The organism is Acinetobacter sp. WCHAc060025 (genome assembly GCF_004209355.1).
In the GTDB taxonomy this organism is placed as follows: Bacteria; Pseudomonadota; Gammaproteobacteria; order Pseudomonadales; family Moraxellaceae; genus Acinetobacter; species Acinetobacter wuhouensis.
Window position 1 is genome coordinate 175124 of sequence record NZ_SGSX01000003.1, and the last position, 13578, is coordinate 188701.

12 protein-coding genes and 2 pseudogenes are annotated in these 13578 nt (G+C 39.9%); 2 read left to right on the plus strand and 12 right to left on the minus strand.

Translation table 11 applies throughout. The annotated features are described in order from the left end of the window. Positions 1-66 precede the first annotated feature (66 nt). The 10 genes and pseudogenes from EXE09_RS03680 to EXE09_RS03730 all read right to left on the minus strand — a co-directional run bounded on the left by EXE09_RS03680 (position 67) and on the right by EXE09_RS03730 (position 9936). Positions 67-947, minus strand: a pseudogene (locus tag EXE09_RS03680) (hydrolase or metal-binding protein). Between the two features lie 113 nt (positions 948-1060). Next, the gene (locus tag EXE09_RS03685; RefSeq protein ID WP_130116380.1) at positions 1061-2104 is read right to left on the minus strand and encodes a YqaJ viral recombinase family protein; all 1044 of its coding nucleotides are present in this window, start codon (positions 2102-2104) and stop codon (positions 1061-1063) included. Positions 2105-2256: 152 nt separating this feature from the next. Further along, positions 2257-3303 (minus strand): DUF932 domain-containing protein, encoded by a 1047-nt coding sequence (locus tag EXE09_RS03690; RefSeq protein WP_130116381.1) that lies wholly within the window; start codon positions 3301-3303, stop codon positions 2257-2259. 68 nt (positions 3304-3371) lie between these two features. Next, positions 3372-3674: a hypothetical protein gene (locus tag EXE09_RS03695; protein WP_130116382.1), complete on the minus strand. Its 303-nt coding sequence runs from the start codon at positions 3672-3674 to the stop codon at positions 3372-3374. Positions 3675-3794: 120 nt separating this feature from the next. Next, the gene (locus EXE09_RS03700; RefSeq protein WP_130116383.1) at positions 3795-4175 is read right to left on the minus strand and encodes a hypothetical protein; all 381 of its coding nucleotides are present in this window, start codon (positions 4173-4175) and stop codon (positions 3795-3797) included. 11 nt (positions 4176-4186) lie between these two features. Then, positions 4187-4756, minus strand: a complete 570-nt coding sequence (locus EXE09_RS03705) for a hypothetical protein (RefSeq protein WP_130116384.1) — start codon at positions 4754-4756, stop codon at positions 4187-4189. A gap of 18 nt (positions 4757-4774) precedes the next feature. Continuing rightward, a complete protein-coding gene (locus EXE09_RS03710; protein ID WP_130116385.1) occupies positions 4775-5035 on the minus strand; it encodes a hypothetical protein in 261 nt (86 codons plus the stop codon). Positions 5036-5625: 590 nt separating this feature from the next. Next, a complete protein-coding gene (locus EXE09_RS03720) occupies positions 5626-6585 on the minus strand; it encodes a hypothetical protein (protein WP_130116386.1) in 960 nt (319 codons plus the stop codon). A gap of 42 nt (positions 6586-6627) precedes the next feature. Further along, positions 6628-7629 carry an inovirus-type Gp2 protein gene (locus EXE09_RS03725; RefSeq protein WP_110975193.1) on the minus strand — a complete coding sequence of 334 codons (1002 nt, stop codon included), beginning with the start codon at positions 7627-7629 and terminating at the stop codon, positions 6628-6630. Positions 7630-8085: 456 nt separating this feature from the next. Beyond that, complete coding sequence (locus EXE09_RS03730; protein ID WP_322873881.1) at positions 8086-9936, minus strand: hypothetical protein; 1851 nt, start codon at positions 9934-9936, stop codon at positions 8086-8088. A gap of 130 nt (positions 9937-10066) precedes the next feature. On the opposite strand from EXE09_RS03730, the gene EXE09_RS03735 reads away from it, so the two are divergent. Beyond that, positions 10067-11008 carry a hypothetical protein gene (locus EXE09_RS03735; RefSeq protein ID WP_004723231.1) on the plus strand — a complete coding sequence of 314 codons (942 nt, stop codon included), beginning with the start codon at positions 10067-10069 and terminating at the stop codon, positions 11006-11008. 32 nt (positions 11009-11040) lie between these two features. Here EXE09_RS03735 and EXE09_RS03740 read toward each other — a convergent pair whose 3' ends face one another. Beyond that, a complete protein-coding gene (locus EXE09_RS03740; protein ID WP_004723232.1) occupies positions 11041-11928 on the minus strand; it encodes a hypothetical protein in 888 nt (295 codons plus the stop codon). A 187-nt stretch (positions 11929-12115) separates the two neighbouring features. Between EXE09_RS03740 and EXE09_RS03745 the strand changes: the two are divergent. Beyond that, a pseudogene (locus EXE09_RS03745) lies at positions 12116-12387 on the plus strand (pyocin activator PrtN family protein). Here EXE09_RS03745 and EXE09_RS03750 read toward each other — a convergent pair. Then, entirely contained in the window at positions 12371-13519 is a 1149-nt protein-coding gene (locus EXE09_RS03750) for a site-specific integrase (RefSeq protein WP_130116387.1), read from the minus strand. The pseudogene EXE09_RS03745 and the gene EXE09_RS03750 sit on opposite strands and share 17 nt — an antisense overlap. Between the last annotated feature and the right edge of the window lie 59 nt (positions 13520-13578).

The following is a 13578-nucleotide window of genomic DNA, read 5'->3' on the forward strand; positions in this document are numbered from 1 at the left end:
GCGGTTATTCGCTCAAATGATATGCAGCTCCGTAAAAATTTAATCTCCTTAAGCCTCAACAATCATTCAATTCAAAGTTTGAACAGAACGCTGCAACTCATTCTGTAAATTCAAGCTTGTGGTTTTCTTTTGTTGAGCATCATCGATGCCTTCATCAGATGGATAAAACTCTTCAATGACGTCTACCCCATCACCTGAATCCATTTCAAAAACTGCATTTGCATAACCCTGTCTTGCCTTGTGATCTAAAGCTGCCTGATTAAAACCACTCGATTTACTCTGTTGATCAATTTCTTTAGCAGTCTGTATAGCTTGCTTTAAATCAACGCCTTCACGTAAAGTTAAATCCACGTAATACACAGGCTGGCGATAGCTTTGGGTCGTGGATTTACCCCGAAGGGTAAGTTGCAATGGCAAGCATGAAAGTAAACCATTCGATGCTGCATGGTAGTAACTCAGTCGTGCGGCCAAGGTTCTTATACTGTTAAAGCCTGTGGTTCTAAAAATGAAGGTGCCAAGCTCATCCGACTCATCTAACGCCCATAAGGCTTGCATTGTCCACCTTGAGCCATTGAACATAAATCAGGCGATGGGCATGGATGTTGCTCTACACCTTGACTAGTTAAGCGCTGGCAGGTTTCACCATTACCCACACAAACGGGTCGTCCAGTTTGACGATCAAATAAGCTGTATTCTGCACGCAGATTCAGCTCAGGATCATTGAAGATCATCCGCACAGGAATTGAGCGGAGTTTTTGATTGGATGCTTTAGCCCGCAGCTGTTCATCTAACGGATGTTTGATCCAACCACTATCTTTACTTTGGATTTGACTGGTAATGGTGAATTGGTCATCCTTTTCAGGCAGACGCTTGCCGTTCTTTTCGACCATTCGGCCAATGCTGATTCGCCCTAAAATAGGCGGTGTGATTGCTAAACCTTTAATCATGATATTTCTCTTTTTAACAATGAAATCGGCATAAAAAAATCCCATGCTGTTTGGCATGGGATCGTTATGGCCTTAAATTGATTTGCTTATGTATCTCGAAGAATGAATTCATCTCATTCATCATCTGGGTAAATATTGAAGCGTCTTGAACCAGATTTACTTTGCGGAAATTGGTTCAGATATTCAGGGTACTGTTTTAGTAGTGCTTTGCTATCTAAGCTAATCGAGTCTTTGGCCTTTTTCCACGTGACAGAACCTGCTTTGAAGGTTGCGCGCTCAGCCTCCTGCATCTTGGCCTGCAGCTGGTGCTTCAGCAGATCGAATTGCTCTTGGTGCTTTTCAATTTGATTGCGTGCTTGAATCAGCTGCTCAAACTGTTGGTTGGCTTGATCATCTAACGAGAGATCGGTCGTACTTAGCGGTACATGCTCTGGATACAGTAATTGCAAAGCTTTAGCGGCCGATTCACTAGCATCTGCATCAGGCGGTGTATCCTTTTCCACGCACTCCCAGAAGTAACGCTCTGCATTCACGATATGCTGAATCACCGATTCTGAACGGGTCACTTTAAATATGCGGGTTTCATGTCCGCAGATCAGCACACAGATATGTGCTGCCTTCTTCCCCGTCACAGCCAATTGATGCTGAACCTGACACAGTACATATAGAGGCACACCATCCCGCCAAAGCTTAGCGCCATATTCCCCTGCGGTTTTGCATTCTAGAACCTGCACATCTGCGTCACCCACTACAGAGTAATCCAAGTTTGCTAACATGAAATGCTTGTCTGGATCAGGATGCTGCAGCACAGCATTAACCCGGCGGACTTTATAGTTGGTATGCATGCTGTAATACTCAGCCACTAAGGGCTCTAAACGCTTGCCCCAATACAGCGGAGCATGGCCTTCGCTTTCATCTTCAATCGATTGCTTGATCCGTCCAGTCTTGATCATCCACAATTCCAGCATCGACATATAAGGGTTAAGCCCACAGGCTGCAGCACAGTCACTGCTGCCTATGCCCTGCCTGCGCACTTCCAGCCATTCAGCCTGACTGAGTTTCTTAGTCTCCACAAAACGTTTCGCATTGAGAAGTTTAGGGGGACTGAATACTTTAGGCTGTGCAGATGCTGCAGGTAGATTTGATAAATGATTCATTGTGAATTCCTCTAATTTAAATTTTGGGCATAAAAAAGCCGTGTCCAAAGACACAGCTTTAAGAACTTGGTATTTGATTCATAAGTGAAGAAAAATATTTGGCCTTGTTCTGTAATACTTAGGCTAATTTATAAAAAGGAGAACTATTGAGCTTAAGCAAGCATTCGCAGCGCTTGTTCGAGCCCACGCTGCTTCAGGGCGGCACCTGCACCAAACCAAGCTGAATCGAGTCGATGATCCTGACTCATGGCTCTTCTTTCATGGTCACAGAACTCGGTAATACTGCATAACAAACCATAAGCGGTATCTTTAGCTGAACTAAGTTCTGCCCCGCGGCCATGTCCGTTAAACATGGTCATGACTTTCGACATCGCGCGTCTATTAGGTTCAGTCTTGTTCTCAGCTTTATTGGATTGGCTTCCTTGTGCTGCCACATTACGATAAAACTGAATAATACTGTCATCCTGTTCGGTTGGACTGAGGCTCGTGTTATTAAACACAGCATCGAAATAAGCAGCCGCTTCCTGTTGAGTGACTTTACGTTGACTCAGTTGTTTCATTTCATACATGTGCTCATTCCATACACGGACGGATATACCGAGTTGCTGTTTAATTTTCTCAGCATCGAACTTGGTACTGTGCGGCACTTTGACCATGCCTGTACTTGAGCTCTGTCCTTTTAAAGCAATCGCTAAAGTGTTGTTACACACTACTCGAATACTGGTGAATTGTGCTGTAGTTGCCAGTGTACCGTCACAAGCCGTAGCTAAGAGAATGTAGCCATTACTGACATCTTTACCCTTTAAGGCTGAAGTCTGTCCTGTTCTTGCCAATGCCCAGAATTTCTTGCCGCCTTTCAATACACCTGCGGTTTCCAGCTCAAAACCTGATTGTTCAGTGAGATCTCGGTAGAACTCCAATACCTCTGCAGGCTGCACTTCCTGATAACGCTGGCTGACCACAGATAAAGGTACATGGGTATCGGAACGATAAAGTACGCGCTGTTCTTCATAAGGCATGATGATGCTTTGCCCGCGTTCATTCTGTGCCATGTAGCTGACATTAGAGGATTCAATACGCCAATCCATACCAGCCTGTTTCGCCCAGACTTCAATCGGCTGATTTTGCGCGAGCTGATTGCCAAGACCATGCCAAGGGGTGTCTCCGACATAAGCCATTTTTTCAATTTGATGTGCCATAGTGTTAATTCCTGTACCTATAAATTGATTGAATTAAAATATTTAAAAATAATCAGCTGTAAAATCTGTTAAAGCTTGGCCCAAACAAAATGCTGATGGCAGTCCTGACAGATATACTGCTCGGCATTGCTGTAATATTTTTCATAGCAGTACTGACTGACGATGACCAATACACCGCCCACAACAACACCGATAGCTGCGCCTGTAAAAGGTGGAAATCCTGCTTTTTTGGCAAGCCGCATGCCGAACAGCGCCATCTGTGTCGGTGAAATACAGCGTTGCAGTTGTTCGAAATAGTTGGCGTTTGCATGACTTGAATCCATTTGTCTGACATGAGTGGACTGACAATAGGGACATTGAATTAAGGACATTGAATATTCCTTGTGAAATTAATTGAGTACGATGAGCTGAATTGAAGGCATAAAAAAACCGTGCCCATTGAGGACACGGTTTGATTTAGATTTAAGTTCGTCTTTTAGAGTTAAAGACCGCTATTGAAAGCTATAGCTCGCTGTTCCCTGTTCTGTTTCAACATCGACACGTACGACATTGTCATAGCCACAGCCAGTTAATTTCAGCCTTAAACGCAAGCCCATTTTAAAATGCTGCGGATACTCCAACGATCTGCGATAGCCTTCATAACTGCATTCACCGTTATTAATCAGCACATTGGTGACATTAATTGGATCTGGACTGTTAGAACGAATGGTGATGACATTTGCCGCTTGGTTTTGCGCATACCAGTTGCTGGTATCTACTACATTCATTTCAACAGTAAAAGTATTAGGATCAAGGCTAGAACTGCACCCTGACAGCATCATGCCTGCAACAACCGTTACTGCCAGCAGGATGGGTTTTAAATATTGCTTCATAAAATTTATCCTCAGCAGTAGTTGTAGCTCACGCCGTAATCACCGGTCTCTAAATCAATACTGACCAGATGAATTTCACAGTCTGCGCCATTATCAAATTTATAGACGTAGTAACGGTTGCCCGCCTGTTCCGACTCTAATGCGCCGTGTTCCTGCAAGCTAAAACCGCTCACGGGCTTACCGGTATCTTGAGAGGCTTTGGCAAAGACGAGCTGCTGGTACTTATCTACATTTTTTTGCTCAAATTCAGGCAGGTCTGCATAAGGAAGCATGGACAGCAAGGTATCTGCAGCTTTCAAATTTTGATCAAACTCAAAGCTCAGCAATTCAGGTTCATGCTGCGCCGAACTTGAGCCCTTGCTGCCAGCAGTCAATTCCTCTACATCAATGCCATCAACTTCCGCAGCAGGAATGCCTTCCGAAGCAGCAGCTTCTGACGCTGGAATATCACTCGTGCCAGCTGCAGCTGTTTGCACAGGTTTCTGAACGCTGGACTTGGCACTGAAAAAATAAAATCCAGACACAATCACAATGGTCAAGGCAAGAAGAGCGGCTAAGGCCAATATGGTTTTTTGGTTCATCTCAAATCTCCCCACCATTTAGTTCGGTACAGAGACTTGAGCATTATTGGCATTAAAGTGGACAACACGCGGGCAGCCGCCCTGAAAGTTCACAGTGAAATTACGCCAGCCGCGGTTGCCCGGATTGGTTTTATACATGCACTGATACACGCCTCCACCTAAATTTCGAGCCTGCACAAAATAGGATTCACTGGCTTGCGCAAACCAGCCTGCCTGCGCCCATGACGCGCCTGCAAGAAGTGATGAAATCAGGGCAGTTTTTAGGAAAGTTTTTAACATAGTCATTTTCTCTTTTTACAGGCATCACCGGTCTTCAGCAGATCCGGTGTCCCCCATGCAATCTTTGTTGGAATGAATATCTAAGTTTTTGAATTTTTTATAGACGATAAAGCGTACAGATCTACTTAGCTCAAAACAGCATTAGAGATTCATCTTCATATCGGTAATATGTATTTGAAAAAGTTTTATTCTTAAAAAGCTATAAACACAGCTATGCACAGCACGCGGGCCTAATGACCCATCGGCACAAATACTGAAAAAGAGAAAAATAAGGGATGATATTGATGTAAGCGCATGGCGTACTCCTTTGTTTTAAAAGAATTCTGCCAATTCACTGCTAATATGATGGTGGCAGAACGAAGAAGGGTTAGCAGACTGGTAACAAAGAAACCAGCACGCGCAAGCGCGTCCCCCCTCCGCCCTACCGCAAAGAAAGGGGGACGAACGGGTCCACAACATGCAAAATCAGATTTCGCATATTGTCTTTGTTAATGGGTCTGCTAAAACCCGCTGACGATGTAGGTCAGCAGGCTAAGGATAATCTGCACGGTGTAGAGCGTCAAGCAAGTGCTGGAATGCAATATGAATTTTCAGCGCCGTACCGGGGCTCCATCAAACCATTTAAATCCTTTCGGGTAGATGCAGATTCTACTCGGAAGCCCAAACTGACCCGTTTGATTCTCCGGCATGCTATTTAATGCACCCAAAGGACAGCCCGCTTCTTCTTGCATGATCCGGTCAATCCGCAGCGCGTTTTGTGCATCAGCATCGGAAAGCTGATGATGCATTTCTGGATAAACGCATGTGCCCAAATATCCAGTCGCTCTCATCCAGTGCTCTCTGATCTCATTGCAATATCCCAAAGGGTCAGAATAGAGTGATCGGTTAAAGCTCAGATAAAAGTGAATCACATAGCGCTGCTGAACATCATCCCGTACAACCTGATAAAAGCGGTAAACGACTTGTGTTCTATACCAATACTCAGCCGCTAGACTTTTTTGGAAATTTAATAAATACCGCTCTAACTGCCGTATGTCGATCATTTCATTTCCTGCCTCATTTAAGCTCAGTTCTAGTTTCAAATCCGCAGCATCTGGATAGATTTGACTGGTATTGCAATAAGATTCTCTCAGCTTTTCAATTTGCTTTTCATAACGCTCATTCTGCTTGTGCATTTCTTCAGTCAAGCTGGTGCTTTCAAACAGTATTCTCAACCGCTTTACGATCTTATTGATATAAAAACCAGCGCTTCTTTGCGCCGTGACCTCAAAGAACCGAATCTGCTCTTCCTGTAATACACTGCAGTAAGCCTGAAAGAACTTGTCTGCCCAAAAGGAAAAAGATAAATGCTCATGAATGCCAACGGCCATCATTCTGCGCCACGATGAAAAATAGTCAGACAGCTTGCGTTTAAACTCATCATCGATATTCTTGTGATGAGCATCGTAATCAGTACCTTCTGGAATTGGAGCAAATCGAGTCGTTTGGTAATGCTCTAAAACGTCTTGTTCTAAACGTACTGCTGCAGACTCTAACTCTGAATGACTCATGTGCTGTCCTATGAATGAATTGATTTCATAGAACTGGCATCTTCATAATTTTTTAAACCAAATCTCCTCTTCCAGCTTTGCTAAAGCAGTCTGCGCATTCCACTCTTTGATTCTTCTATTTTCTTCTGTATCAGGTATTGGGCGACCATGATGCTGATAATCTCCTTTATAAAACGTTTTACGTCCTTGTGGTTTAACCAATAACGTCTGCTCGTATTTATCAGGGTCACTGAGATACGCAACTGCACCCAAAGCATTATTGCCTTGTTCGGGTATTGCTCGACGAATATCTCCAATGCCTAAACAACCTTGCTTCTCGTAGTTTTCTTTATTTTCTGTCGTGTTGATGTTCCATCCCGTCCCTTTGCCTAAAGTAATCTCATTCCACTTCTCAATGACCCCTTCAGCAATCTTATAATCGCTCTGGTGCTCAGACCGATTAATCACCAATGCCAAGTGAGCATGAAAACCCTTTGTAATCCCTTGCTCCAGTGCGATTGCATAGGTTACTAATGCATCAAAACAGCCATTTTTATCAGTAATCACAGCACGGAAGCTATCGATATGCTGATAGAAGTCATGCACCGTAATCTCACTCATGCTGTCCTTGCTATAGCTCAAATCCACTCTGATCACCAAAACCGAATAATATCCCTTAATTGCACCTTCGAACTCCTCAAGTAATGCCACTCGATTCAATCCTTTCCGTCTTGTAAAGCTTTTGATCTCCTCGCGTATCATCCCTCGATGCGCATGTAAGATTCGTCTTAGAGCCTTAATTGCACCTATAGACAACCCTGATAGATATTCACCAACGCTGAGCATTCCACGCTGGCTATCGACATGTTCAGTGACTGCAATAAATGCCCTAATTGAGGCTGCATACTCAACCCCTTCTTGCTTAAAAGCTTCGAATGCACAGTACAGACGTTCCAGATTGAAAATGAAATCTTCATTCGTCATATCAAAATTAAGACATACATCTACACAGGCATGAATGGCATACAGCACCCCAGCCTGATGATCTAAATCGAATTGCAGCACGTTGAACTTCCTTAACTATGATGAGCGTCATAGTTAAGCAATGGACTTATTTTTTTAAATGACACCCAGATCTAGAGTAAGGATTAGTCATCCGATATTCCCATGTATCGAATCGTGCTCTCATCCTGCATAGGCTATTGATCAATAGCGTCATGTATATAGAGATATCTATTCAGTCTATATGACATATCCAACTGTTCTTGTTATAGGTATGAGTAATAGTGATTGTATTGATATATAGAGTACTTATAGTTCTATGATCTATAGCAACAAGTCTAATATTAGTATTAATCTCTATATTAATAATATAAAAACCGTCTTAGCGTAAATGCAATAACCATAGTCCAGCCGATCAGCAGGATTTCCAAACCTTTGGCTAGAATAGGCTTTTTATATATTTCAGCGTTACGATAGTTAGGTCAGAAAAATGATTTTCCAATCATTAAGCTAGATCATCTATTTAAATAACGATAAACATCGATGATGCATTAATCCGTAATCCTTAAGCTCGTCCAGTGTTGGTGAAATTTCTGTCATGTGCTGTACAGGAAAATCAAAGGGAGTTCCATCCTGCAACGGTTTTTGAAATTCCAATTCACATAAGAAATACTCGTCAGCTTTTGCATGCTGATCAGGTACAAAGCAGCAGCTATAAGTGTTCTGGATAAAAGAACGAGGCAGGATTCTAAAAGGCATCACCACTTCTCCTGCCTCTGCAAATGCCCGGCCCAGGCCCGTCTTAGCAGCTTTGCGTTTGTCATCAATATCAGAATGTTTCCGTATACATTGCTGAAAAAAGTAAATTTGGTTATATGCAATCAAGTCCATAAGAGCCATTAAAAACTGATGAACTCTAGACTGTTCAACCTTTAATCTGAATGTGATCGATTTATTTTTGTCAGACTCATTTTTTTGAGTGAGATCTTCTCTAATTCTGTTGATTTGAGTCGCTTGCAATGAATATGGGTAGAGAAAATCTGTACACCCTAAGCGTTCAAAACTTTCTTCGTCGATTACTACTGGGTTAGCATCTCTCAGCATCTTAAAAAGCGTTTTATTCTGGCTATATATCTGGCAGCACCACTGCTCAAGTAAACTCTGAAAAAGACCTAAGCGGTTATGCATTCCACTGAGTTTAATAGGCTGTGTACATTCCACACTGTCTAAAGCTACTTCATCCTTCAAAATATTTTCATGCGGCTTTAAATAAAACGCAGCTGATAATGGATTTTCTGGATGCAGTTTCTTTAACTCTAAATAATGATCATACAACTTCATTATTTCCTGCTGTTGTAACACAACATAATTTGCATAACCTACAGCTTCACGAGGCAGAGGAATAAACGGTTTCATCCAGCACAAAGGATCATGTAGCAGATAATTGTTTTTGCAATTCAATACTTTCAAGCCAGCATCTGAATCTTCACTTTTAGTGTTTGACACCAAGTCACTCTTTGGATTCAGCATAGTAAAAATAGACGCCACTTTCTGAACTTCAAAAACATGAGGCTGCGGGTACTTTAAAATATAAAACTTCCCATAAATTGCAGCATCACCCCAAAATTGATGCGAAAGGTTTAAAGCATATATTGGAGACTCTGTTTGAATAAAACTATTTCGAATTGCTCCATCGGCCTGACTTCGAATAAATCCCATTTCTTTTAGCTGTTGTATAGCACGGTAAATAGACTGCTTTTTTAAACCCGTTGCCTGCTCGATTTCACCAATTCCACAGCCTCTAACAATCCCAAATGAATCTGCACTGTAAAGCAATCGCAATAAAACAAGATAACTTCGATAATCAAGATTGCAATCGGTCTCTATTTTTTTAGGTAAATTGCTGATGCTTATCCCATCACTTTTTATAAATAGAATTGAAATAAAATTTAATAAAGGAAATTTCTTGTACATGCTTTTAGTACTATTTACCATCCAGCTAGCCGGCATTATTAAATCAACACCAATATAATCGAGATTAAGGCGTAAGTGACGAACACGAGCCCTCTTCCCCGTTTCGGGAAAATCTATTTTTAAAATCCCCTGCTGCTCCAACTCATTAAGTACATCACGTAATCTTTTAATCTGTATGCCTGTGACTTTTGCCAATTGGGCAAGCGGCAATGATGTACTCTCTACCCCAAAATTTCTAATAAAAGTGATTAGAGCCCAAACAGCTTTGGCTGAAAGCTCCCCATCTATTCTCTGATAGAAAGCTAAAAACAGGCTCAAGAAATCATGCTCAGAAAGCTTCTCATCCACAATAAAAATCTCCACTTCATCAATCCATACCCCATGCAGAGATATCATACACAAATTAAGATAGGCACAAAATGATAATTAAAAATATAATAATCAACATTTAATATTTAATTAACATTTACTTAATGTTTATTTATTGATATATAAACATTTATTTAATATCTATGAAAAATATAAAATGACACGACCACATTTAACTTTAGAGAAATGGTTATCTACTGAGACAGATCTAAAAAAAATATTCTTAGAGCAGGAAATTTTACTAAGACCAAATGAAATCAATAAGCGAGTTAAATCAGGTGAAAAGGAAATTTTTTATTCTATAAATCACCCACAGATTAAACCCAATGAAAATTCAGCAATATCTCCTCAGCATAACCAATATAATTCGACTGATATAAGCGAACTATTCACCAACCCACTTAAATTTTCAGTTGATAATTTCATTTGTAAAACAAATAATGAACACTTTGAAATTTTAAAAAAGAGATACCGTATATTTAAATATAACTACACAAATAAAAAAGATAAACGTATCAATAAACAAATCACACTGGATCAAAAGACATTAAAAGAACTAGAGAGAATCACAGAGAAGTACAAATTAAAAAGCCTGCAAAACTGCTTAGACTTTTTAATTGATCAACATAATTTTAAATTAACAGAAAAGGATAAAGTAATATCAAAGCTTCAAAAATCACTCATCGAAAACAATGATTCCCAATTAAAACAAGAGCTGAAATTAAAGGATGAAGAAATTAATCAACTTAAAACAGAGCTTGGGCAGCAAAAACATACCATTCAAGAAAACATGCGCTTATCAGCAAAAGAATTTGAGGACTACTTAATACAAACAGCTGTAAGCAAGACTATTGAATTGGAGAAAATTAAGGCTTTTTTGGGTGAAATTTCCGAAGAGGATCAGCAGACAATAAATGAAACTCTTGCACCCGAAGCTCTTAGCCAAATTGAAACCCAATTGAGAAATGAATGTGCTGAACAAAAACAATTTTTAACAATGAAAAATCAACCAAATACCAATATTGCTTTAGGGTTTGATCAACATAATCAATATAGTAATACCGTACAAAATGACGGTGAATTTCAGTCTAAGCCTTGAGCGTATCAATTTACCACCCTGACTAAAAAGTATTAAGTTTCACTGCAACATTGTATTATTTCGCGTATTAAATCAGGACGACGCCTTAAGTGATTTACCAGTACTTCATCACAGTATGCCGTATTAAACGGCAATTGCTTCTGCTGTGGAAAATATCGATCAGGGTATTGTAAAAATTGCTGCCATTTTTTATTTTCGTTTTGTAATTCTCTAATTTGATTTAAATAAGTGCGATCCTGAATTTTAAATGACACATCAAAATCACCATCTTCACAGATTTCTTTCTTTTCATTGTTTTTTTTGGCTTCAGTTAAATCTAAAATTTTCTGTTTATTCGCCTCTAATCTGCTTTGAACCCACTGCAAATCAAACGCTCTAAACTTTATTTGCAGTGTGGGTAAAATCAGCTGTACAGCCTGCGAAGCATTTTTGAATCTGCCATTTTTCTGTGCATAACTAGTTAATTCTGAATAGAATATCTCAAGCTTTTTATGCAACAGCGGCGCATATCGTTTACGTACATTTAAAATTCCATTAATTCTACGCTTTAAACTCGGGTTATAGGTGTAGACTTTCCCACTTTCATCTTCAACCAATTCTATGTATTTATTTAATATTTCTGAATATTTTTCATTAACCTGCTGCTGTCTATAGTCACTAATTCCTGTTGTCACCGTACTCATTTGATCAAGTAAATTCAGTAAATCCTGTACCGTATACATTTCCCCTAAAAACTGCATTTGCTGGCACTCTACCATCAGTTCAACCAACAATTTGCGTTCTGACGCGTCAAACTCAGTCTTTGGGTCAGGATCACTCATTATTTTATGTTCTCTTAAAAAGCGTCCAGCATGATCCAAAAAGCAATTCAGAATTTCGACCTTCAGTTGCTCAAAATCAAAAAGAGTGCAATTTTTCATTTTCAGTTCTAAATAATATTTTTCAGTATCTTATATCAACATTCTAGTAAAATATTATTTTTAATTATTAGGATTACATAAAAATCTATGTAAAAAAAATAGGATGAAGGCATCGAGATGGTTAACCTTCAGTCAAAAGGTATCCCATTTGAATTTAAAACTGTTCTGGTATGGAGTACCTGAATTCATGAGTTGCTTTCAAATTAATACTACTGACCTTCTTTTTATAAAATATCGCTCTATGATTGTCGAACTGATGACAATTGTTGCTGACTATTACCCTCATCTTAGTAAAGCTGAAGCTTTAAGAAAGGCGAATAATCAAGAATTCCCTTTTTCAGTGTTTAAAATAGATCAAAGTAAACGTGCACCTTTTTGGTGCACATTAAAGATCTCGCAGATATTTTAGATAGTAAGTATTTAGAAGCTTCTAAAGATTATGCTACGTTTCATCGATGAGGCGTAGTACTTCCTCTAACTGCATAACATCCCTTCTCGCCTTCACTGACACATAACGCTGTAAACTGCTCCAAGAATCATGCAGACTTACTTTCTGAATCTCAGGAATAGTAAAGCTCTGTTCAGCTAGTCTAGTACATCCTTCATGTCTCAAATCATGAAAGCGTAGATCATCGATACCCAACATTTTACAAGCCTCTCTAAACTCTTTACCCAAGCTTTTAGGATTCAATGGCAACAGTAAGTTTTCATCATGCACAAGCATCAACATCCGTTCTCGAACTTCTGACTGCTTTATTCTTTTAATCATTTCCTTACAAGGTTCAAGGACATCAAATGATTTATGATTACCTTTAGAGCCATTTGGATTTTTTAGATCATGTACTTTCCATGTTGAGTGATGTGAATCATAATCTCGAAGAAATAATCGTGTTAACTCAGCTTCACGTCTGCATGAGAAAACAGCAAACCAGATTATTAAATGCATTGGGTATTTAGAACCGTTACGGTTTAGCTTCCATCGCTCTGTGAAATACTTCGTCAATGCAATCAGCTCATCCGTTGAAGGAAGCCGGTCTCTTTTTTGACTGGAAGATATTTGACGTGTTTTTCTTAACTGCGCCGTAGCCTTATCAAAACCGTTTAAATCAATATCCATTTCCCACATAACAGCAGCATGAGAAAGTACACCACGGATATGTAAAAGCTCATGTTGCTGCGTACTAGTCGCAATAGGCTCAAGTTCCAAATGAGGGACTCCCCCCTTCCTTAAAGCAACATGCTCGGCCAAATGTACTGATTTTATTTTTGTGATAATATTGCGCGCGATTGGTAGCTTCTTAATTAAAAGCAGAGAATAGCGTTTCGTCCTTCCGTACTCGCTCCCGACTTCATCCAAATATTTATCTATGGCATCTGATAAGGTCAGATCAATCAGCTTTTCTTTGCCAAGTAAAATATCAGGATTTTCTTGAATTTCGACTTCTCGTTTCTTAACCCAGTTTTCAGCCAACTTCTTTGAGTGAAATGTTTTACTTTCAGAGAATGTAGGAAAGCCCTTTCGATTAATTCGAATCGCAGCACGATAGTTAACTTTACCATCTGCACCTTTCCTTGCTGTAATTGACCCCATAATTTACACCACAACCTGTTTTTTTGATTATGGTGTAAAATTTGGTGTAAATGCAAACC